This is a genomic window from Luteibacter yeojuensis (assembly GCF_000964085.1).
In the GTDB taxonomy this organism is placed as follows: domain Bacteria; phylum Pseudomonadota; class Gammaproteobacteria; order Xanthomonadales; family Rhodanobacteraceae; genus Luteibacter; species Luteibacter yeojuensis_A.
On sequence record NZ_JZRB01000029.1, the window covers coordinates 84,134 to 107,037 of the forward strand.

Sequence of the window (22,904 nt, forward strand, 5' to 3'; positions counted from 1 at the left end):
TCCGACGATGAAGCACTGGTTCTCCGACGGCGCGTTCCGCGCCATCGTGCGCAACGCGACTTACCTGGGTTCGAGCAACGTCATTGGCGCGCTGCTCGGCCTGCTTGCGCTCGCGTGCGCGGGCCGGGCCATGACGCCCGAGCTGTTCGGCACCCTTGTGGTGGTGCAGGCCTACGCCAAGAGCGTCAGCGATTTCGTCAAGTTCCAGACCTGGCAGTTTGTCGTCCAGTTCGGCACCCCCGCCCTCGCCCACCGCGACCTCGGCCGCTTCCGCGACGTAGCCAGTTTCTCGTTCGGCCTGGACCTCGCCAGTGGCGTCATCGCCATGGTCGGCGGCATGGCCCTGCTGCCGCTGCTGGGCCATGCGGTGGGCATCACGCCGCAGGATTTCTGGTGGGCGCTGGGCTACTGCACGCTCATCCCCACGATGACCGCGGCGACGCCCACCGGCATACTGCGCGCCATCGACCGCTTCGACCTCATCGCCGTACAGCAGGGCATCACGCCGTTCCTGCGCGCCATCGGCAGCGTCATCGCCTACTACGGCCACCTCGGTTTCCCGGGTTTTATCGCCACGTGGTATGTCTCGAGCCTGGCGGGCGACGGCACGCTGTGGTGGTTCGCGGTGCGCGAACTGCGCCGCCAGGATATCCACCATGCGTTGCGCCCGGGCCTGTTCGGCGTGGCGCGCCGCATCAAGGGCGCGTGGGATTTCGTCTGGACCACCAACTTCGCGCACTCGATCTGGTCGGCGCGCAACGCGGGCACCAACGTGCTCGTGGGCATCGTGCTGGGCCCGGCCGCCGCGGGTGTGTTCAAGGTGGCGCTGACCTTCTTCGATGCCGCCGGCACGCCGGCCTCGCTGATGCAGAAAAGCTTCTACCCCGAGGTGCGCCGCCTCGACCCCACCACCACGCGCCCGTGGAAGCTCGGCCTGCGCTCGGCGGCGCTCGCCGGCGGCCTGGGCATCCTCGTCGCGTTGCTGGTCATCCTGGTGGGCAAGCCACTCATCGGCGGCGTGTTCGGCAAGCAATACCTCGAGGCGTACGACATCCTCCAGGTGATGTCCGCCGCGCTGGTCGTCTCCATGGCCGGCTTCCCGCTCGAATCGCTGCTCTACATCGCCAGCCGCCAGCGTGCCGCGCTGGTGGCCCAGGCCCTCGCCGCCGTGGTGTACGTCGTGCTGCTGGTCGCCCTCGCCCACGCCATGGGCATCATGGGCGCCGCCATCGCGTACTTCGCGGGCCAGTGCCTCGAGGCCGGCTTCTCGCTCATACCCACGGTGGCCGCCTACCGGCGGCGCCACACGCTGTCGTACTACTCGCCCGGGGAGGCCCGCCCATGAACGCGTACCAGGGCCTTCGCTGGCAACGGTTCCCGAAAGAAACGCTGCGCCGCCTGTTCGACGCCGTGGACACCGACGATGTGGTCGATGCCCACACCGCGCTGCCCGACCCCATCGTCCTGGCGTGCCCGCAGGAATGGATCGAGCGCTGCTACGCCCTGTGCCTGCAGTTCTGGGAAGACGGCTTCACCCGCGCCGAGCTGCTCCAGCTCGTGGAGAAACTGCTGCGCAACGAAGGCCTCAGCGCCGATGAGCGCCTGCAGTACAAGCACATCCGCGCCCGCTACAAGCACCTGCGCTTCGCGCAGCGCCTGTACGGCAAGCACCACCGGTCGGGCTTCGTGTTCGACCTCACCACGCGGGTGATGGGCCACCTGCAGGATGCGTTCCGCGGCGGCAACCGCGGCGGCGTGGTGCGCCAGGGCCTGAAGCTGAAGCTGCTGCTCTCGCGGCCGGTGTGGCGCATGGTGCGCCGCGGCCTCGTCAACACGGTGCTCGACGACGAGGCCGGCTTCGTCGCGTTCCAGCAGGCCGAGATGCGCCGGTTGCGCAAGGCCATGGTGCGCACCTCGTTCGCCGGCGACCAGTTCCACACCGTGCGCAAGATCGTCAGCATGCAGGTGTCGTACTACGACACGCTGCGCTCGTTCGGCCCGAACGAGCACGCGTTCCGCATGTCACGCTTCCTCGCGGCCATCAACGGCCTCATGGGCTACCGCCATGACGAGATGGTGGCCGACGACATGTCGGGGCGGCGCGACTACAACACGCCCACGCCGCTGGCCACGCAGACGCGGACGCGCATCGAAACCCTTATCGCGCACTACCCGCTCTAGGGCTGCCAGCCGCCACCCAGGGCCAGGATGAGGTCCACGCTGGCGCCGAGGCGCCGGCGGCGCAGCTCGAAGTCCCCACGGCCTGCCGTAACCGCGGCATTGGCGGCATCGACCACGGTGGTGTAATCGGCCACGCCCTCGCGGTACTGGTTCTGCACGACGCGATCGGATTCGGCCGCGGCCGCCGCGGCTTTCGCTTGCAGCTCCGCGGCGCTTGCCAGGGTCGAGGTATCGACGAGGCCATCCTCCACTTCGCGGTAGGCGTCGAGCACCGTCTGCCGGTAATTGGCCACGGCTTCGTCGTATGCGGCGTTGGCGTGCTGCTCGTTGCCCTCGAGGCGGCCACCGGCGAACAGCGGTGCCTTCGCGTCCACGGTGCCGGTCGGGCCCCGGCGCACGCCGATGCCGGCCGCAAGGCTGATCGACGGCAGGGTCTGCGCCTTGGCGACGCCACGGCCCGCGCTGGCGGCGGCCATGCGCCGTTCGCTGGCCACCACGTCAGGGCGGCGTTCGAGCAGCGTGGCCGGCACGCCCGCGGGGATCTCGGGCACGGCCGTATCGAACGGCGCGGGGGCGATCGTAAATGACTCCGGTGGCTGGCCCAGCATCACGGCGATGGCATGCTCGAGCTTGGCGCGCGCGCTGCGCGCATCGGCCAGCTGCAGCTGCGCATTGCTCGCGCGCACCAGCGCGTCGGCCACGTTGGCGCGGGAGACCTGGCCCTGCGCGTACTGGTTCTGCGCCATCTCGTGCCACTTCAGGCCCGCCTCGGCGGCGTGCTCGAGCAGCGGCAGCGCCGCGTCCTCGGCCCGCAGCGCGAAGTAGCTCTGCACCACGCGCGCCTGCATCGACAGCGTGGCACCGGCGAGGTCCGCACTGCTTGCCTGCGCGAGCGCGCGATGGGCTTCGACATCGCGGCGGATGCGGCCCCACAGGTCGAGGTCCCAGCTCACGCCGACGCCGAAGTCGTTCTCGTTGCGGCGGCCGGATTTGAGCGAGCCCAGGCCCACCTCGGGGTACGCGGCGCCCTGCGCTTCCTTCACCAGCGCATCGGCCTCGCGCACGCGCGCGGCCGCGGCGGCAAGCGACGGGTTGTTCACGGCCACCTGGGCGACCAGGGCATCGAGTGCCGGGTCGTGGTAGATGGCCCACCACGTGCCCGCGGGTAGCGGCGTCGCGGTGGCCGCGGCCTGCGCTTCCTTGAACGCGGCGGGCGTCGCGACGCCCGGCCGCACATAGTCGGGGCCGACCGTGCAGGCGCCGAGCGCGACGACCGAGCCGGCCACCAGCCAGGGGCGGAGGAAGGTCTTCATGCGGGGCGGCGGGCGCCGGACTGCTGCAGCCATTGGCTTGTCCATCTGCTGAAACGATCAAGGTAGAGGTACACCACCGGCGTGGTGTAAAGGGTGAGGAGCTGGCTCACCACCAGGCCACCGCCCATGGCGATGCCCAGGGGCTGGTGCATCTCGGCGCCGTTGCCGCGCGAGACCGCGAGCGGCACGGCGGCCACCATCACCGCCAGCGTGGTCATCAGGATGGGCCGGAAGCGCAGGCGGCACGCTTCCTGGATGGCCTCCAGCGGTGCCAGGCGGCCGTCGCGGCTCGCCACCAGGGCGAAGTCCACCATCATGATGGCGTTCTTCATGACGATGCCGGTGAGCGCGAAGATGCCGACAAGGGCGATCACGTCCAGGTCGGTGCCGAACAGCAGCAGCGCGAACACCGCGCCCACCGCCGCCGAAGGCAAGGTCGAGAGGATGGTCACCGGGTGCATGCAGCTCTCGTAGAGGATGCCGAGCACGATGAACAGCGTCAGGAAGGCGGCCACGATGAGCGCTGGCTCGCTGTCCGCCACCTGGCGCGCCGCGCCGGCCGAACCCTGGAAGCTGCCACGCACCGCGCTCGGCACCGCGAGCGACCCCACGGCACGTTCGATGGCCTGCGAGGCCCTGGCCAGCGAAACCCCGGGCGCACGGTCGAACGACACGGTCGCGGCGACAGCCTGCCCGTAGTGCGCGATATCCAGCGGCGTGTCGAAGGCACGCACGCTGCCGACGGCGAGCAGCGGCACGCTGCCACCCCCGGCCGCGGGCACGCGCAGCGCGTCGAACGCCTGCGCCGAACGCGCCTGCCCGGCGGCGACACCCATCAGCACGGGCACCTGGTCGGCGGCCGTGAACACGGTCGCGACGCGGCGGTCGGCGAAGGCGTCGTGCAGCACCCCGTCGATGCCGGCCACCGTGAGGCCGGCCAGCGCAGCGGCGTCACGGTCGATGTCGATGGAGGTGGCGGCACCCGTGGCGCCTGCGCCGCCATGCACGTTGCGCAGCTCGGGCAGGCGTGCCATGGCCTCGACGATGCGCGGCGCCCACTGGCGCAGCAATGCCGCGGAATCAGCCTGGATGGTGTACTCGCTGGAGGCGCGGCTGCGGCGGCCACCCACGCGGATGTTCTGCACCGAGGTGACGGTGGCGACGCCCCCTGCCCCCCCGGCGAGTTTCTGGTTTAGGCGCGCGGCGACATCGTCGGCGCTGGCATCGCGCTCGCCGACCGGCTTCAGGGTGACGAATAACGAGCCCTCGCCCCCTTCGAGGTAGCCGCCCACGGCGCCCACGGCGGGGTCGGCGCGCACGGTGGCGACGAAGCGCGCGAAGCCTGCCTTCGCCACGTCGAAGGCGGCGCTGCCGCCCGCGTCGAAGTCACCCGTCAGCTCGCCGGTATCCTGGCGCGGGAAGAAGCCCTTCGGCACCACGACATAGAGCCACACGCTGAGCACGATGACGCCCAGCAACGAAAGCATCGTGAGTGGCGCGTGGCGAAGGGCCCGCGCCAGCGAGCGCATGTAGGCCGCCTGCAGGCGCGCGAGTGTGTCGTTGACCCGGCGGAACACCAGGCCATGCGCGGGCGTGGCACGCGACGGGCGCAGCCACAGGGCGCAGGCCATGGGCACGACGGTGAGCGAGACCACCAGCGAGACGGCGATGACGGTGGCGATGGTGACCGAGAATTCGCGGACGAACAGGCCCACGTACCCGCCCATGAACAGCAGCGGGATGAAGACGGCGATGAGCACCGCGCTCATCGAGACGACCGTGAGCCCCACCTCGCCGGCGCCGATGCGCGCGGCATCCCGCGGCGGCACGCCCGCCTCGAGGTGGCGGGCGATGTTCTCGACCACCACGACGGCATCATCGACGGCAAAGCCCACGGCGATGGTCAGCGCCATCAGCGAGAGGATATCGAGGCTGTAGCCCAGCGCCTGCATCACCACCATGGCGCCGAGCAGCGCGATGGGCGCGACGGCGCTGGCAATGAGCGCGGCGCGCCAGTCGCGCAGGAAAACCAGCATGACGACCACCACCAGCACCACGGCCAGGGCCAGCGTGTGCTCCGCGGAACGCAGCGAGGCCCGCACGGTGGTGGCACGGTCGACGATGACACCCACGTGCATGTCGCCCGGCAGCGACGCGCGCAGCGCGGGCAGGCGCTGCGTGACGCCGTCGATCACGGCGATGGTGTTCGCCCCCGGCTTGTGCCGCACCAGGGCCAGCACCGCCGGTTCGCCGTTGGCGACGCCGAGCGTGCGCGGGTCGCGCACATCGTCCGCCACGCTCGCGATATCGCCCAGGCGCACGCTGGCGCCACCGTGGTGGGCGACGACCAGGCCGCGGAAGGCCTGCGCCGAATCGAGCTGGCCGTTCATGGCCACCTGCAACGCGCGGCCACCGGCCTCGACCACGCCGGTGGGGGTATGCGTGACGGCACCGCCCACGGCGCGGCGCACGTCGGCGAACGACACGCCGCGCTGGTCCATCGCCGCCGGGTCCAGGGCGATGCGGAACGCGGGTACCGAGCTGCCGACGAGTTCCACGTCGCCGACGCCGTCGACCTGGGCCAGCGCCTGCGTGAACGTCGTGGACGCCACCGCGTACATCTGCGCGGGCGTGGCCTGCCGCGACGTCAGCGACAGCACCAGCACCGGCGCGTCGGCCGAGCTCACTTCGCGGTAGGCCGGGCTGCCGGCCATGTCCGGCGGCAGGTCGCCGCGCGCGGCGTTGAGCGCCGCCTGCACGTCGCGTGCGGCACCCACGCTGCTGCGCGAGAGATCGAAGGCCAGGCGGATATCGGTCTGCCCCGCCGTGTTCACCGAGGTCATCTCGGTGAGCCCCGCGATGCGCCCCAGCGAGCGCTCGAGCGGGGTCGCCACGGCGGCCACCATCGTCGCGGGGCTCGCGCCAGGCAGCGACGCCGAGACCTTGATGGTCGGCACGTTCACTTCAGGCATCGAGGCGATGGGCAGCAGGCGCCACGCCACCGCACCGGCGATCACCAGGCCCAGGCACAGCAGCGTCGTCGCCACCGGCCGGTCGATGAACAGCCGCGAGAGGTTCACGGCGCGGCCCTGCCCTGGCGGCGCGCATGCAGCACGCGCTCGAACGCGAGGTAGATGACCGGCGTGGTGAACAGGGTCAGCAGCTGGCTCACCACCAGGCCCCAGAACACGCCCACGCCCAGCGGGTGGCGCAGCTCGGCGCCCATGCCGCCGCCCAGCATGAGCGGCAGCGCGCCGACCATGGCCGCGAGCGTGGTCATGATGATGGGCCGGAAGCGCAGCAGGCTGGCCTGCACGATGGCGTCGCGCGGGCTGAGCCCCTGGCGGCGCTGCGCATCGATGGCGAAATCGATGAGCATGATCGCGTTCTTCTGCACGATGCCGATAAGCAGGATCACGCCGATGAGGGAGATCACGTCGAGCTCGAAGCCGCCGATCAGCAGCGCCAGCAGCGCGCCGATGGCCGCCGGCGGCAGCGTGGAGAGGATGGTCAGCGGGTGGATGAAGCTCTCGTAGAGCACGCCCAGCACGATGTAGACGGTGATAAGCGTCGCCAGGATGAGCCAGGCCTGGCCCTGCCGTGACGCCGCGAAGGCCTCGGCCGCGCCCTGCCAGCGCAACTGCACGTTATCAGGCAGCTTCATGCCGCGCCGCGCGCCGTCGACCACCTTCATGGCACCGCCCAGCGACGTGCCACCAGCGAGATCGAACGACACCATGGCCGACGGCACCTGGTCGAGGCGCGTGACGATGAGCGGCGCCGTGCGCTCGCTGACACTGGCGATGGACGTGAGCGGCACGAGCGTGGCCGCGCCGTCGTCGGCCTTGCCCGGCACGTACACGCCGTTCATGGCCGACGCGGCGTCGCCAGCCGCGGGCTGCGCCTCGAGGACCACCCGGCGGGGATGGGGCAGCGACAGCAACGAGCCGACCTGGCGCTGGCCGAAGGCGTCGTACAACGCATCGCCCACGGCCGCCGCGGTGATGCCGTAGCGGCTGGCCAGGTCCTGGTCCACGTCGACGTAAAGCTGCAGGCCGCGATCCTGCTGGTCGGTGGCGACATGGCCGAGCGCGCCTTCGCGGCCCAGCCGCTCGACCACCCTGGGCACCGCGGCGGCCAGCTGCGCGGGATCGGCGCTTTCCAGCGAAAAGACATACTGGCCGCGGCTCACGCGGTCGTCCAGGGTCAGCTCGGGCACGGGTTGCAGGTGGAGGCTGATGCCCCCTACCTTCCGCGCCGCTTCGTCGAGGCGCCGGATAACCGCGCCGGCGCGGTCGCGCTCGCTGAGCGGCTTCAGGTGCACCAGCAGTTCACCGGTGTTGGGTGCCGCCGCGCCGCCCGTGCCGCCGATGAACGAGGCGACGCCCGCCACGGCGGGATCCTTGCGGATGGCCTCGGCCAGCGCACGCTGGCGCTGGCCCATGGCCTGGAACGACACGCCCGGCGCCGCCTGCGCGATGCCCTGCAGGTCGCCGCTATCCTGCGCGGGGAACAGGCCGCGCGGCATCACCACGAACAACACGATGGCGAGCACGGTCATGCCGCCGACGAGCAGCAAGGTGGCCGGCTGCCGCGCGAGCACCCACGCCAGGCCGCGCTCGTAGCGCGCCAGGATGCCGTCCACCCACGTGCGGCGGCCGGGCACGGCATGGCCCTCGGCGTTGGCCAGCGGCTTGCGCAGCAGGCGCGCGCACATCATCGGCGTGAGCGTCAGCGACACCACGCCGGAAATGAGGATGGCCACGGCCAGGGTCACCGCGAACTCGCGGAACAGCCGGCCCACCAGGCCACCCATGAACAGCAGCGGGATCAGCACCGCGACGAGCGAGACGGTGAGCGACACGATGGTGAACGCGATCTGCCGCGAGCCCGCGAGCGCCGCGGCCAGCGGTGTTTCGCCCGCTTCGATATAGCGCGAGATGTTCTCGATCATGACGATGGCGTCGTCGACCATGAAGCCCGTGGCCACGATCAGCGCCATGAGGGTGAGGTTGTTGATCGAGAAACCGGCCAGGTACATCACCGCGAACGTGCCGATGAGCGACAATGGCACCACCACGCCCGGGATGATCGTGGCCGCGCCACCGCCCAGGAACGCGTAGATGACCAGCACCACGAGCACGACGGCGAACAGCAGTTCCACCTGCACGTCGCGGACGGCCGCGCGGACGGTTTCGGTGCGATCGGTGACCACGGCCACGTCGACGGCCGCGGGCAGCGTCGTCTTCAACTGCGGCAGCACGCGCTGGATGCGGTCGACCACGTCGACGACGTTGGCGCCCGGCTGGCGGCGGATGCGCAGCACGATGGCCGGGGCGCCATCGGTCCACGCACCCACGCGCGCATCTTCCGCGCCATCGCTGACGCGCGCGACATCGCCCAGGCGCACCACGGCGCCCTCGTGGTGGCCGACCACGAGGGCGCGGAACCCCTCCACCGTGTCTACCGGGTGGTTCAGCGCGATAGCCGAGGAGCGCTCCGGGCCCTCGAGCGTGCCCTTGGCCTGGTTCGAGTTGGCGGCGCGGATGGCTTCGCGCACGTCGCCCAGCGACATGTCGTGCGAGCGCAGCCGGATCGGGTCGGCCTGCACCACCACGGCGGGCTGCTGGCCGCCGTCGATGCCGACCAGGCCGACGCCGCCCACCTGCGAGAGCTTTGGCACAAGGCGCGTTTCCGCCAGTTCGCGCACGGTGCGCAGCGGCAGCGTGGGCGAGGTGAGCGCGAGCGTCATCACCGGCGCGTCGGCGGGGTTCACCTTGCGGTAGATGGGCGGCTGCGCCACGTCCGGCGGCAGCAGCGGCGTCGCCGCGTTCAGGGCCGCCTGCACTTCCTGTTCGGCCACGTCCAGCGGCAAGTCGAGGTTGAAGCGCAGCGTGATGCTCGATGCGCCCGGCGCGCTCGTCGATGCCATCTGGCCAAGGCCCGGCATCTGGCCGAGCTGGCGTTCCAGCGGCGCCGTGATCGATGTGGCCACCACCTGGGGGCTGGCGCCCGGGTATGTCGTGGCCACTTCGATCGTGGGGAAGTCGACCTCGGGCAGTGCCGAGACGGACAGGAACCGGTAGCCGAACAGGCCCACGAGCAGCACGGCGAGGGCCAGCAGCGACGTCGCCACCGGCCGGTCGATGAAGAGGCGCGACGGGTTCACGGGTGGCCGGCGGAGGCGGCCGTGGCGGGGGCGTCGGCGGGGCACGCGATGGCCGCGGCGGGCGCCGGGGCCGCTTCGGCCGCGGCCGTGGCGTTTACCGGGGTGCCGTTACGCAGGCGGTCCGCGCCTTCGACGACGACCTGCGCACCAGCGGCGAGGCCGGCGCGGATGACGGTGGCCCCGGTATCGCCCGGGCCGGTTTCGACGGCCACGGTCTTCACGGTCTTGTCGGGCTGCACCACGTAGACAAACGCGCCCTGGGCACCCTGCTGGATGGCCGCGGTGGGCACGAGGACCGCCGATGGCACGGCCTCCACCACCAGCTTCGCGGTGACGAACTGGTTTGCCAGCAACGTGTTATCGGTGTTTGCGAAACCGGCTTCGAGGCGCACCGTGCCCGTGGCGGGGTCGACCTGGTTATTGGCGGCGAGCAGCCGGCCGGTGGCCAACGGGCGCGTGGTGTCGTCGCCGTACGCGGCCACCGGGATGCAGGCGCCCTCGCGCAGGCGGGCCAGTACGTGCGGGGCGTCCTGGACCGATACGGCGAAGGTGACCTTGCTGGGCTGCGACTGCGTGATGGTGGCGATGCCCTGTGCATCACCCGGGCCCACGAGGTTGCCCGGGTCGACGCGGCGCAGGCCCACCGTGCCGCTGATGGGCGCGGTGATGCGCGCGCCCGACACCTGCAGGTTGGCCGTGCCGATGCGGCCCTGCGCGGATTTCACCTCGCCGGCGTACTGCCGCACCAATGCCTGCTGGTCGGCGACGCGCTGGCGCGAGATGGAATCCTGCGTGAGCAGCGCCTGGTAATGCTTCAAGGTCTCCTGCGCATTGGCCAGCTGGGCCTGGCTGCGGGCCAGGTCGCCGTTGGCCAGTTCCAGCTGCGCCTGCGACGAGCGCGGGTCGAGTTCGGCCAGCACGTCGCCCTTCTTCACCTGCTGGCCACCCGTGAACGCCACGCGGGTGAGCTCGCCATCCACGCGGCTGCGCACCACCACGCTGTTCGACGGCACGACGGTGCCCGGCTGCGAGCGCGTCACGTCGAACCGGCCCTCGCGGGCGGCGGCGGTGGTGACGGGCACGGCCTGGGCATCGGCCGCGCCGCTGGACGCCGAGCGGTGCGTGAGCCACCACGCCAGCGCCGCCACGATGACGACGATGATGACGATGACGCCGGCGCGCGGGGATGCTTTGCTCATGGCAGGGTCTTCTCGTAGACGCGGTAGCGCTTGTAGTCACGGCCGCCGATGGTCTCGACGATGTTCCGCATGCCTTCGTTATCCTCGAGGATCCACGACAGCTCCACCTGTTCCACGCCGCGCGCGACAAGGTGGTGGCGCACGGCGTCGATGACGAGGAAGGCCAGGCCCGGGCCGAGCGGCGTGTTGTGGAAGGCGCGGCGGACGCCCATGAGCGGCACGCGCGAGCTCTTGGGGAAACGCTTCTTCAGGCCCCACAGCAGCTTCACCCAGTTGAAGGGCAGCAGCTTGCCGTCGAAATCCCGGATCACCTCGTTGACGTTGGGCAGCGCGGCGATGAACGCGGCCGGCTTGCCATCCACCTCGGCGATCTGGATGAGTTCCGGCGCGATGAGCAGCTTCAGGCTGTGCCCGAGGTCCTTGAACTCGGCCTCGGTGAACGGCACGAAGCCCCAGTTATCGGCCCACGCATCGTTGAAGATCTCGCGCAGCGTGGCCAGCTCCTCGTCGTAGCGCGAGGCATCCAGCGGGCGCACGCGCACCGGCTGCTTCGAGCTGCGCAGCAGGCGGTCCATGACCTTCGGCGCCGGGAAATCCGGCGCGATCATGTAGGCCAGCATGTCCTTGGCCTTGGTGAAGCCGTGGCGCTCGATGTGCTTGCCGTAGTACGGCTTGGCGTGGCCCATCATGAACACCGGCGGCGTGTCGAAGCCATCGACCAGCAGGCCTACCTCATCGTTGATGGAAAGGCTAAGCGGGCCGCGCACGCGCTTGATGCCTTCCTGGCGCAGCCAGCCCTCGGCCGCTTCGAACAGGGCACCGAAGGTCTCGGCGTTGTCTTCGGCATCGAGCATGCCGAAGAAACCGGTGGCGTCCTCGTAGCGCTCGAGGTGGAGGTAATCGATCTGCGCGCTGATGCGCCCCACCGGCGTGTCGCCGCGGTAGGCCACCCAGCCCATCCACCGCGCGTGCTGGAACCAGGGGTTCGTCTTGGCGCCGAGGTGCAGCCGGCGCTCGAGCAGCAGCGGCGAGACCCATGCCGGGTCGGAACCGAGGATGGCGCCGGGGACTTTCAGGAACGGCCCCAGGCCCGACTTCTTCGTGACCGGGGTGATACGCAATGGGGCGGGTGTGTTCAAGGCCAGGGTTCCGTGGATAAAGCGGACGACGCAATGACACACAAGTGTAATCAGCGCCGCGCCGAATTGGTACACCCATGGGTATAGGAAACTCGGGAACCAACGACCACGCCACGCGTTCTCAGCTCCATCGCCACGGAATGCTTCGGCCAGGGAAGGGGTTATGACGCAACGGGAACGTCGTTTCTCGATCCGCCGCACGGCGGCCATCGCCACCGCCACCGCCATCCACGCCGCCCTCCTGATCGCCCTGCTCCGGCCGGCCCCTTACCGGATCGACATCGTCCGCCTGGCACGCGAATCGTCCTCGACACTCGCGTTGCGGTTCGTCGCCAGGGCCCGGCCAATCACCGTGCACCCATACCTGCCAGCCAAGGCACCGCACGCGACGACCACGATAGCCAGGTCGCTACGCACGCGGCAGCCCGCGGCCACCAGCGCTGCACCCCCCACGGTGAGTTCGCTGGCGCCCGCATCGCCATCGGCGCCCGTGCCCATGCCCATGCTCATGCCCATGCGAACGGAGACCGCGCCACCCCTGGGCGACGGCGGCTTCCAGCAGCGCCTGCAGGCGGCGCAACACGCGGGCGACGTGCGCGGCGTACCCGGCTCCGGCCGCCAGCGCGCACCTGGCCTTGCCCTCGTCGACCCACGCACGCAGGGCGTGGCTGGCGCGGTGCGGACGTTGCAGCGCCTCTTTGGCGTGAAGGAGAAAGCCTGCGTGGATGTCGACCGTCTCGGCACGTTGACCATCGATGAGCTGGTCGCACGGCATGTCACGCCGACCGAACTGAAAACCATGGTGGAAAAGTACGGCTGCAACGAGCCGCCCGGCCTGCACTTCTAGGGATCGCGCCCGAAATGCGTCACCATGCGCGGCATGAATGACGCCAAAGCCCCAACCGGCGCCCTCGCGGCGCTGGGCGCCACCGTCGTGATCTGGGCCTTCAGCTGGATCGTGATGAAGCTCGTGCTTCAGTACGCGGGCCCCTTCGACTTTTCCGCGCTGCGCTACACGCTGGGCGCCGCGGTGTTGTTCGTCGTGCTCGTGGTGACGCGCCGACCGCTCGCGCCGCCGCCGCTGGCCGGCACCGTCGTCACCGGCGTGGCGCAGACCGCGGCGTTCCAGGGCCTCGGTCAGTTCGCACTGACCGCCGGCGGTACGGGCCACGTGGTGTTGCTCGCGTATGCCATGCCGTTCTGGGCGGTGCTGCTCGCCTGGCTGTTGCTCGGCGAACGGCCACTCCGTCGGCACTGGCTCGGGCTGGCGCTTGCCGCGGTGGGGCTGACGTGTGTCATCGCCCCGTGGGCCGGCCTCGGCAACCCGGCAAGCACGGCCTATGCCCTGCTCGGCGGCGTCTGCTGGGCACTCGGCACCGTCACCAGCAAGCGCATGTTCCAGCGCCACCAGCCTGATCCGCTCACCTTCACGGCATGGCAGATGGCGTTCGGCGCCCTGGCGCTTGCCATCGTCGCGTTCCTCGTGCCGCAGCGGACGATCGCCTGGACGCCCGCGTTCATCGCCGGCCTGGCCTATTCCGTGATCCTCGCAACCAGCGTGGCCTGGACGTTGTGGCTGCTCGTCGTCCGCAAGTTGCCTACTGCCGTGGCCTCGGTATCGTCGCTGGCCGTGCCGGTGCTGAGCGTGCTGATGGCATGGGTGGTTCTCGACGAGAAGCCCACGCCCAGCGAGTGGCTGGGCATGGGCTTCATCGTGGCGGGCCTCGTCGCGGTCAGCGGCGTGGTAGTGAAGCGGCGCGCGTGAGCTCGATCACGGCGTGGCCGAGCTCACCCGCCACACCGTGTTGCCCACGTCGTCGGCGATCAGCAGCGCGCCGTCCTTGTCGAACACCACGCCCACGGGCGCGCCATACAGTTCCTTCTCGTCCTTCGAATGGAAGCCGCTGACCAGGGTTTCCGGCTTGCCGACGGGCTTGCCGCCCTGGAACGCGACGAACACCACTTCGTAGCCGCTAAGCGGTGACCGGTCCCAGCTGCCGTGCTCGCCGATGAAAGCGCCCTGCTGGTACTTCGCCGGCAACGCGTTCTTCTGCGACAGCAGCACGCCAAGCGCCGCGACGTGCGACCCGAGGGCGTAATCCGGCCGGATGGCGGATGCCACCTTGGCGGGATCCTGCGGCATGACGCGGGTATCGACGTTCTGGCCGTAGTAGCTGTAGGGCCAGCCGTAGAACGCGCCCTCCTTCACCGAGGTGAGGTAATCGGGCACCAGGTCGGCGCCGATCTCGTCGCGCTCGTTGGCGATGGCCCACAGCGTGTTCGTCGTCGCGTCCCACGCCAGGCCCGTGGGGTTGCGGATGCCCGAAGCGAAGATGCGGCTGCCCCGCGAGGCCACGTCCACCTCCAGCACGTTCGCGCGGCGGTACTCGATCTCCATGCCGTTCTCGGTGATGTTGCTGTTCGAGCCCACGCCCACGTAGAGCTTGGTGCCATCGGCATTGGCCTGCAGCGCCTTGGTCCAGTGGTGGTTGACGGTCGATGGCAGGTCGGTGAAGAACGTGCCCGGCGCTTTGATTTCCGTCTCGCCCTCCTGGTAGGGGAAGGTCACGATGGCATCGGTGTTGGCGACGTAGAGCGTGTTGCCGATCAGCTGGATGCCGAACGGCGAGTGCAGGCCCTGGATGAAGGTGTGCTTCTCCCACTCGCCCGCCCCGCCCTTGCGCAGCAGCGTGACCTGGTTGCCACCCTTGGCGCCCTTGCCCGATTCGTTCTTCACCATGCCGGCGATGAGCTGCTTCGGCGTGGTCACGGCCTCTTCCCCGGGCCCGTTCGATTCCACCACGAGCACGTCGCCATTGGGCAGGGTCAGCAACTGGCGGGGGTGCTTGAGGTCGCCGGCGATCTTCTCGATCTTCAGGCCCGGCGCCACGGTGGGCATGGCGCCCTGCTTCCACCCCACGTACTTCGGCACCTGCATCGGCGGTACCAGGAAGCGCTGGGCCTTGGGCAACGAGGGGTCGCCACCGGATTGCTGGGCGGCGGTCTGTGAGGCCTTCTCGTCGCAGGCGCCCAACAGGGCGGCACAGGCCATGGCGATGGCGTAACAGGCGAGGCGCTTAGACATGGCGGTACTCCCGGCGGGCCGGGAAGCGCACGGCGATGATGACCTGGCCAATGGCGATCAGCAGCACGGTGAGGGCCGAGAGCCACACACCGCCCGGGATGATGGCGTAGGCGTCCCGGCTGTGCACGAAAGCATTGAGGATGGCGGCCACGATGGCGACGAAGTTCAGCCAGAAGTCGACGTGGTCGGCGTGGGTGCTGGTGCGCCGGGAGGTAATCCACACCTGGGTGAGGTTGACGAGCCGCGGGATGATGGCGAAAACCAGGCCCATGGCCACGAGCCACGCCGCCCCCTTGGCCCACAGGATGGTGCCCGACCTGGCGTAGATGATGTCGAAGACCAGGCCGGCCACGAAGAAGCCGAAGGGTATGGGGTTGAGCACGCTGTACACAGCGTTGGCCACGGCCGAGCGGCCGGGCGCGACAGGAACGTTCATGGGGCGACCTCTCCGTGCGGGCCGCCGGCGGCGGCGCCATCGGGTTGGTGTAACGCCCGCCATGTGCAGGCTCTGTATGGGCGGCGGGAAGCGCCAGGCCGGGGAAACCGCCAACCCCGTCACACCTTTGGCCGTCTATACCTCCGAAAAATTCGTATTACAAATTCGTATAGACATACGAACTGGCCTACGGTAAATCTCAATGACGTCTATTTGGATCGTGATAAATAGGCGTTTCCATGATGGAGCCGGGGGACGGGAGCCTGAAAGCTCTTACATAACGCATTGCCATGCGAGGGGCGTGGCGATACGGCCCCGTGCTGCCATTTTCCAGGGGTTTTGCATTCGGGGAACGCATGAAGAAGCACGTTGGCTATAGCACGCTCTGTCGCAGGACCACCCTGGCCGCCGCCGTCCTGGCCGGCCTCGCGACCGCACCGGCCGCCTTCGCACAGTCCACCACCGGCAACATCAGCGGTACCGTGCCGGCCGGTGCCAACCAGACCATCGTGGTCGAAGGCTCCACCGGCGTCCGCCGTGAAGTGCAGCCCGATCCGCGTGGTAAGTATTCCGCCTCCAACCTGCCGCTCGGCAGCTACACGGTCACCCTGCTGCGTGACGGCACGGCCGTCGATACCCGCAAGAACGTGGGCCTGCGCGTGGGCCAGAGCACCGACGTGAGCTTCGACGCGGCCACGGCCAATGCCGGGGATGCCACGTCGCTGTCTGGCGTCACCGTCACCAGCAACACGCTGCCCAATATCGACGTCACCACGGTCGACTCGCGCACCGTCATCACCTCCGAGCAGCTGGCCAAGCTGCCCCTGGGCCGTAACGCCGAGGCCATCGCCAAGCTGGCACCCGGCGTAGTGGCCAACAGCGGCGGCTTCACCAGCGCCACGGCCAAGCCGACGGTGAGCTTCGGCGGCTCGTCGGTGACCGAGAACGCGTATTACATCAACGGTTTCAACACCACCGACCCGCTGAACGGCATGGGCGGCCTGCAGCTGCCCTACGGCGCGATCGACCAGCAGGAGGTGTACACCGGCGGCTACAGCGCCCAGTACGGCCGCTCCGACGGCGGCGTGATCAGCCAGGTGGGCAAGCGCGGTACCAATGAATGGCACTTCGGCGCGCAGATCCTGTGGGAGCCGTCGTTCGCCCGCGCCAAGTACCCCGACCTGCACTACACCAGCACGCCGGCCACCCAGGTGGCGGGCAACCTCTACTGGCCCAAGAGCGAGAACACGCGCAGCACCACCACGGTCAGCGCCTACGCGGGCGGCCCCCTGATCAAGGACAAGTTGTTCCTGTTCGTGGCCGGCGAGTACGAGCGCAACGAACAGCACAACGTCAACACCGTGGACAACACGGGCACGCCGGCCTCGACCAACCGCTTCAACTCGCCGCGCTGGTACGGCAAGCTGGACTGGAACATCACCGATAACCACATCATCGAAGTCACCGGTGCCTCCGACAAGCGCGAAGGCACCGGCACGCGCTACTACTACGACTTCAACGACCGCAAGCGCCTGGGCACCATCGGCCCGGTGGATAACACCAAGACCGGCGGCGACCTGCACGTCTTCAAGTACACCGGCTACATCACCGATGCGCTCACCATCTCGGCCCTGTACGGCGAGATGAAGACCTCGGACTACGACTCGCCGGGCGCCTACGACCCGAACCTCACGCGCGTCGCCAACGTCACCAGCCAGAACCCCGCGCTCAACGGCGGCACCCCGATCGGCAACACGCAGATCGGCAGCCTGGCCGACCCCGACCGCGGCAACAAGCAGCGCAACTTCCGCCTCGACATCAGCTACCAGCTCGGCGACCACACGATCCTGGCTGGTATCGACAACATGAAGTCGCAGGCCATCGACAACGGCACCCGCGACCCGGGCCCGGGCTATGTCTGGAACTACGGCCACACCAATAACCCCAACGCGCCCATTTCCACGGCCGCGGGCGACCAGTTCGTGCCGGCGCCGGCGCTGTACCCGAACGGCGCCACGGGCTATTACGTCAGCCGCAACGTCAGCAACAACCTCGTCACCGTGCGCTCCGACCAGCGCGCGCAGTACATCGAGGACAAGTGGCAGGTGACCGACCGCTGGCTGCTGTCGCTGGGCCTGCGCAACGACCAGTTCACCGACTACAACCCGTTCGGCGAAGAGTTCATCACCCAGACCAAGCCGCAGTGGGCCCCGCGCATCGGCGCATCGTGGGATGTGCTGGGCGATGGCAGCTTCAAGGTGTTCGGCAACGCCGGCCGTTACTACCTCGGCCTGCCGCTGAACCCCGCCACGGGTGCCGCCTCGGGCTATGTCTCGACGCAGACCTACTTCACCTATGGCGGCATCGACGCCAACGGCGTGCCCACCGGCCTGACCCAGATCAGCGGCCCGGTCTCGGCCAACAACTCGTACGGCGTGCCGCCCGACCCGCGCACCGTCACGGCGCGCAACCTCAAGCCCGAGCACCAGGACGAGTTCATCCTCGGCTTCGACAAGACCCTGGGCGAGAACTGGGTCTACGGCGCCAAGGCCACGCGCCGCCTGCTGCGCACGGCGATCGACGATTACTGCGAGATCGACCGGGTGACCGACAAGGCCGCCGCGCTCGGCTATACCCCCGACCCGAGCAAGACCAACAGCTGCTACCTGATCAACGCGGGCGCCTCGAACACCTTCACCCTGCTCGATGCCCAGGGCAACCAGCTGCTGGTGCCGCTCAGCCGCGAGGAAATGGGCTTCCAGGCGCTGAAGCGCAAGTACTACGGCCTCGAGCTGTTCATGGAGCACTCGTTCGATGGCGTGTGGTACGCCAAGTTCGATTACGTGTTCTCGCGCTCGTACGGCAACACGGAAGGCCAGGTGCGCTCCGACCTTCGCCAGGGCGGTGCCTCGGCCAGCGAAGACTGGGATAACGCCGCCATCATGGTGAACACCAACGGCGTGCAGAACAACGACCACACCCATGTGTTCAAGGCGTACGGCTACTGGCAGGTCGCGCCGGAGTGGCAGATCTCGAGCAACGTCAACGTGACCTCGGGCGGCCCGGAACTGTGCCTGGGTTACTTCGGCCCCGACCACACCAACCCCACCGGCTACGGCAACGCCTACCACTGGTGCGATGGCGAACCGTCGCCGCCGGGCAGCCATGGCCGCCTGCCGTGGACGTTCACGCTGGACCTGGGCGTGACGTGGCGCCCGGCCTTCGCGGCCGACAAGCTCGCGTTCTCGGCCAACGTGTTCAACGTGCTCAACCAGCAGCGCGCCACGTTCCGCAACCCGAACAAGGAAGGCGACGCGCCGAACACCCCGAACCCGCAGTACCGGATCCCGCTGTACACCACCGACCCGCGTTACGCGCGCGTGGCCGTCACGTACGACTTCTAAGGTTCTCCGACGCAAAAGTTCCCTGAGTGACGTTTGCGCCCCACGCCGCCGTTGCATCTCCCCGAACGGCGCGCGGCGTGGTGGCGCCTTTTTTTGCCCGAACGCCGGTGAACCTGTAGGAGCCAGCTTGCTGGCGATGCTTTTCCACCGTTTCATTCGCGCCAGCGGACGGACCGAAGCGTGTACCCTTGGCGGCCGCATAACCACCCGGCCGCCCTGCATGGCTCTCAAATCCACGGTGTTCAAAGCTGACCTCCAGGTCAGCGACATGGACCGCCACTACTACCAGGGCCACGCCCTCACCATCGCCCAGCACCCGTCCGAAACCGACGAGCGCATGATGGTGCGCGTCCTCGCGTTCGCCCTGAACGCCGACGAGGCCCTCGTCTTCGGCAAGGGCCTCAGCTCAGAAGACGAACCCGACCTGTGGCGCAAGGAGCTCACGGGCGAGGTCGACCTGTGGATCGAACTGGGCCAGCCCGATGAACAGCGCATCCGCCGCGCGGCGGGCCGCGCCCGGCGCGTCATCATCTACACCTACAGCGGCCGTGCCGCCGAGGTGTGGTGGAAGAAGGCCGCCGCGGCCGTGGCACGCACGAAGAACGTCACGGTCATCGACGTGGCGCCGGCCACGGTCGATGCCCTCGCGGCGCTCACCGAGCGCACGATGCAGTTGCAATTCATGGTGCAGGACGGCCACGCGCAGGTCATCAGCGGCGAGACCGTGGTGCCGATCGAGCTGTCGACGCTGGCCTAGGCCGGCAGCTTGTTGAGGGCGTGCGAGCCCGTGATGATCATCCGCAGCATCTTCGAGATCTGTTCGATCAGCTCGGCGTCGCGCTCGGGCGGCTGGTCGATGGCGATGGCGCCCATGGCGAACACCAGGCGCGTGATGGCCTTCGCCACCAGGGCCGGCTCATGCAGCGTGGCCCCGTCGGCGGCGGCCAGGCGGATAAGGTCGACGCGCAGCTCGTCCTCGAAATAGGTGAGCTCGCGCTCCACGGCGTGCTTGAACGCATCGGAGCCCACCGCGCCCTCGCGCAACAGCACATGCAGCAGCTTGTCGTCGGCGCGCAGCTGCTCCATGAAGGTTTCGACCGATACCCTGATGACGCTACGGTCGGTGCGCGTGGCCCGCTCGCGCGCCTGGCCGATGATGGTGCGCAACGAGCTGCCGGCCAGGTCGATCAGGGCGATGGACAGCTCGCCCATGTCGCGGAACTGCCGGTAGAAGCTGTTGGGCGCGATGCCGGCCTCGCGGGCCACCTCGCGCAGGCTCACCGTCGACAGGCTGCGGTTCGGCCCGATGATCTTCAGGGTCGCGGCCAGCAGGTCGTCGCGCGAGATGGCGGCCTTGCGGGCCGGCGGCGCGTCGATGGTGGTGATACGGAGCGTGGAGGTCATGGAGGGGCCCGCTGGTTGAGGGCGGATCATACGCCGGATCCGAATATACATGTGTATACACGGACGTATATGCTTGCGTATAGTAGGCCCCATGAACCCCGCCCTCGCCACCCCGAAGCCCCGCTGGCCCCTGCGCCTGGCCCGCCGCACGGTCTCCCCGGCCCTGTTCGACTTCTGGGCCACCCGGGTAAACCCCCTGTGGACCCTTGAGCAGCCCCTGGCCCGGCTGGTGTCGCGCACGGCCGCCAGCCGCGACGCCGTGACCCTCGTGTTCCGGCCCAACGGGCACTGGGCGGGCATGCAGGCCGGCCAGCATGTGAGCCTGGGTGTCACTATCGAAGGGCGCCGCCTCGTCCGCAGCTACAGCCCCACCGTGCTTGAGGACGGCAGCCTCGCCGTGACCGTGAAGGCCGTGGCCGGCGGCCTCGTCAGCCAGTACCTGGCCACCGAGGCACGGGTCGGTGAGGTCGTGACGCTGGATGCCGCGTTTGGGGACATGACGGTCTCCACGGCCGACGAGCCGCTGCTGCTCCTGGCGGCCGGCAGCGGCATCACGCCGATGCGCGCCCTCGTCCGCGACCTCGCGGCGCGCGGCATGCCCAACGCGGTCGACCTTTTCTACTGGGCCCGCCAGCGCGACGAGCTCTGCTTCGTCGACGAACTGGAAGCCCTGGCCGCGGCGCATCCGCGCCTGCGCGTGCACTTTTTCGTGACCCGTGACGCCGCTGCCCCGGCGCCGCGCATCGACGCCGCCGCGTTCGACGACGTGGCCTCGCTCGGCCGGCGCCGCGTGCTGGCCTGCGGCCCCGGCGGCTTCGTCGAAGCAGCCCGCGCTCGCTTCGACGGCACGACGGCCAGCTTCCAGGCGGAAGCCTTCAGCCTGCCGCAGTTGGCCGATGCCGACGCGGAGACCGGCGAGGTCGAAGTCCATCTCGCCCGCAGTGGCCGCACGCTGATGCTGTCGCGTGGCCAGTCGCTGCTGGAGGGCCTCGAGGCCCAGGGCATCCGCCCGAAGCACGGCTGCCGCATGGGCCTGTGCAACACCTGCGCCTGCGGGCGCCAGTCGGGCACCACCCGCCACCTTCTTACCGGTGACCGCGCCAGCGAACCGACCGCCCAGGTACGCCTGTGCGTCAGCGCGCCTGCCACCGACCTGATCCTGGATCTTTGAGGCCATGATGACCCGACCGCGCAACCGCACCCTCTCCGCCGCCGACCTGCAGGCTTTCGGTGAAGAGCTCGACGCCATCCGCGCCCGCACCCAGGCCACCATCGGCCCGCGCGATGCGCGCTACATCCGCCGCGTGGTGGCGGGCGTGCGCTGGACCGGCGTGGCAGGCCGCGCGCTGCTGTTCCTCGGCGCGTTCGTGCACAGCGTGCTGGTGCCCGCGTGGATCCTCGGCACGCTGCTGCTGGGCGCGTCCAAGATCCTCGAGAACATGGAGCTCGGCCACAACGTCATCCACGGCCAGTACGACTGGATGAACGACCCCAAGCTCAACGGCAAGACCTACGAGTGGGACATCGTCGCCACCAGCGAAGCCTGGCGCAAGACGCACAACTTCCAGCACCACACCTACACCAACGTGCGCGGCATGGACGATGACATCGGCTACGGCCTGCTGCGCATCTTCCCCGAGCAGCGCTGGCGCCCGTTCTACCTCATGCAGCCGGCCATCGCCGTCGTGTTCGCGCTGCTGTTCCAGTGGGGCGTGGCCATCCAGGACCTGCGCATCGGCCGCTGGTTCGCCGGCAAGATGAAGCCCGGCGAACTGCGCCGCGCGTTCCGCCCGGTGGGCCGCAAGATGGGCAAGCAGCTGCTGAAGGATTACGTGGTGTTCCCGCTGCTGGCGGGCCCGTTCTTCCTGCCCGTGCTGCTGGGCAACCTGGTGGCCAATGGCCTGCGCAACGTGTGGACCTACGTGATCATCTTCTGCGGTCATTTCACCGCCGATGCCGAGGTGTTCCCGAAGGAAGTGCTGCGCAATGAAACGCGCGGCCACTGGTACCTGCGCCAGCTGCGCGGCTCGTCGAACCTCACGGGCGGCGCGTTCATCAACCTGATGTCGGGCAACCTGAGCCACCAGATCGAACACCATTTCTATCCGGATATCCCGGCGAACCGTTATGCCGAGATGGCGGTCGAGGTGAGGCAGGTGTGCGACCGTTATGGCCAGCATTACAACACCGGCTCCCTGCCCCGCCAGTTCGGCCAGGTGGTGTGGCGTATCCTTCGCCACGCGCTCCCCAGCCGCCCGCCGAAGGTGCGCGTACGCGCGGTCGAAACGGAAGCCGAAGCCGCCGCCTGACCCGCTCCCGCTTCATGTAGGAGCGCACTTGTGCGCGATGCTCTTGAAAAACCCGGTGCGTGCCGGGTTTTTTTATCGGTTCATTCGCAGTCGCGAATGCATGTCTTCAGCGGCGTTCGCCGCCTGGGCCTTGGTGTGTCGAGGCGAAGAGCCCTTGGCGCCCACCCTCGCGTCCAAGGTTGCGGCTGCGCCGCCGTGTTTTCCATTCGCGCACGGGTGTGCGCTCCTACGGGCCTACGGCCGCTCTCTTGTGCGGAACTCGCCT

At 69.2% G+C, this 22,904-nt stretch carries 16 protein-coding genes; 8 read left to right on the top strand and 8 right to left on the bottom strand.

What is annotated here, in order from left to right:
* The first annotated feature begins 7 nt into the window (after positions 1 to 7).
* Both VI08_RS13890 and VI08_RS13895 read left to right on the top strand, forming a co-directional pair.
* A complete protein-coding gene (locus tag VI08_RS13890; protein ID WP_045830187.1) occupies positions 8 to 1,345 on the top strand; it encodes a lipopolysaccharide biosynthesis protein in 1,338 nt (445 codons plus the stop codon).
* Positions 1,342 to 2,181, top strand: coding sequence for a hypothetical protein (locus VI08_RS13895; RefSeq protein ID WP_045830188.1), 840 nt, complete (start codon positions 1,342 to 1,344; stop codon positions 2,179 to 2,181). Before VI08_RS13890 ends, VI08_RS13895 begins: the two co-directional genes overlap by 4 nt.
* Here VI08_RS13895 and VI08_RS13900 read toward each other — a convergent pair.
* The 5 genes from VI08_RS13900 to VI08_RS13920 are packed head-to-tail and all read right to left on the bottom strand — an operon-like array spanning position 2,178 to position 12,001.
* Positions 2,178 to 3,494: an efflux transporter outer membrane subunit gene (locus tag VI08_RS13900; RefSeq protein ID WP_045830189.1), complete on the bottom strand. Its 1,317-nt coding sequence runs from the start codon at positions 3,492 to 3,494 to the stop codon at positions 2,178 to 2,180. The genes VI08_RS13895 and VI08_RS13900 overlap by 4 nt on opposite strands.
* Positions 3,491 to 6,574, bottom strand: a complete 3,084-nt coding sequence (locus VI08_RS13905) for an efflux RND transporter permease subunit (protein ID WP_045830190.1) — start codon at positions 6,572 to 6,574, stop codon at positions 3,491 to 3,493. The genes VI08_RS13900 and VI08_RS13905 overlap by 4 nt, the downstream gene beginning before the upstream one ends.
* A complete protein-coding gene (locus VI08_RS13910) occupies positions 6,571 to 9,708 on the bottom strand; it encodes an efflux RND transporter permease subunit (RefSeq protein WP_269745846.1) in 3,138 nt (1,045 codons plus the stop codon). The genes VI08_RS13905 and VI08_RS13910 overlap by 4 nt, the downstream gene beginning before the upstream one ends.
* Entirely contained in the window at positions 9,660 to 10,862 is a 1,203-nt protein-coding gene (locus tag VI08_RS13915; protein ID WP_045830191.1) for an efflux RND transporter periplasmic adaptor subunit, read from the bottom strand. The genes VI08_RS13910 and VI08_RS13915 overlap by 49 nt, the downstream gene beginning before the upstream one ends.
* Entirely contained in the window at positions 10,859 to 12,001 is a 1,143-nt protein-coding gene (locus VI08_RS13920) for a hypothetical protein (protein WP_045830192.1), read from the bottom strand. The genes VI08_RS13915 and VI08_RS13920 overlap by 4 nt, the downstream gene beginning before the upstream one ends.
* Positions 12,002 to 12,164: 163 nt before the next feature.
* Between VI08_RS13920 and VI08_RS13925 the strand changes: the two genes are divergently transcribed.
* Complete coding sequence (locus VI08_RS13925) at positions 12,165 to 12,848, top strand: hypothetical protein (RefSeq protein WP_045830193.1); 684 nt, start codon at positions 12,165 to 12,167, stop codon at positions 12,846 to 12,848.
* A 33-nt stretch (positions 12,849 to 12,881) separates the two neighbouring features.
* On the top strand, positions 12,882 to 13,766 hold the full coding sequence (locus tag VI08_RS13930; RefSeq protein WP_045830218.1) for a DMT family transporter: 885 nt from the start codon (positions 12,882 to 12,884) through the stop codon (positions 13,764 to 13,766).
* Between the two features lie 6 nt (positions 13,767 to 13,772).
* On the opposite strand, the gene VI08_RS13935 is transcribed toward VI08_RS13930, so the two are convergent.
* Together VI08_RS13935 and VI08_RS13940 are read right to left on the bottom strand one after the other, a co-directional pair.
* Entirely contained in the window at positions 13,773 to 15,086 is a 1,314-nt protein-coding gene (locus VI08_RS13935; RefSeq protein ID WP_045830194.1) for a PQQ-dependent sugar dehydrogenase, read from the bottom strand.
* Positions 15,079 to 15,522 (bottom strand): DUF2231 domain-containing protein, encoded by a 444-nt coding sequence (locus VI08_RS13940; protein ID WP_045830195.1) that lies wholly within the window; start codon positions 15,520 to 15,522, stop codon positions 15,079 to 15,081. Before VI08_RS13940 ends, VI08_RS13935 begins: the two co-directional genes overlap by 8 nt.
* A 356-nt stretch (positions 15,523 to 15,878) precedes the next feature.
* Between VI08_RS13940 and VI08_RS13945 the strand changes: the two genes are divergently transcribed.
* Positions 15,879 to 18,926 carry a TonB-dependent receptor gene (locus tag VI08_RS13945; RefSeq protein ID WP_045830196.1) on the top strand — a complete coding sequence of 1,016 codons (3,048 nt, stop codon included), beginning with the start codon at positions 15,879 to 15,881 and terminating at the stop codon, positions 18,924 to 18,926.
* A 220-nt stretch (positions 18,927 to 19,146) separates the two neighbouring features.
* The gene (locus VI08_RS13950) at positions 19,147 to 19,683 is read left to right on the top strand and encodes a YaeQ family protein (RefSeq protein WP_045830197.1); all 537 of its coding nucleotides are present in this window, start codon (positions 19,147 to 19,149) and stop codon (positions 19,681 to 19,683) included.
* Here the strand turns inward: VI08_RS13950 and fabR are convergent.
* On the bottom strand, positions 19,680 to 20,330 hold the full coding sequence (fabR, locus tag VI08_RS13955; RefSeq protein ID WP_045830198.1) for an HTH-type transcriptional repressor FabR: 651 nt from the start codon (positions 20,328 to 20,330) through the stop codon (positions 19,680 to 19,682). The genes VI08_RS13950 and fabR overlap by 4 nt on opposite strands.
* Before the next feature lie 91 nt (positions 20,331 to 20,421).
* On the opposite strand from fabR, the gene VI08_RS13960 reads away from it, so the two are divergent.
* Both VI08_RS13960 and VI08_RS13965 read left to right on the top strand, forming a co-directional pair.
* Entirely contained in the window at positions 20,422 to 21,501 is a 1,080-nt protein-coding gene (locus tag VI08_RS13960; RefSeq protein ID WP_045830199.1) for a ferredoxin reductase, read from the top strand.
* A gap of 7 nt (positions 21,502 to 21,508) precedes the next feature.
* Positions 21,509 to 22,639 (top strand): fatty acid desaturase family protein, encoded by a 1,131-nt coding sequence (locus VI08_RS13965; RefSeq protein WP_045830219.1) that lies wholly within the window; start codon positions 21,509 to 21,511, stop codon positions 22,637 to 22,639.
* Positions 22,640 to 22,904 lie beyond the last annotated feature (265 nt).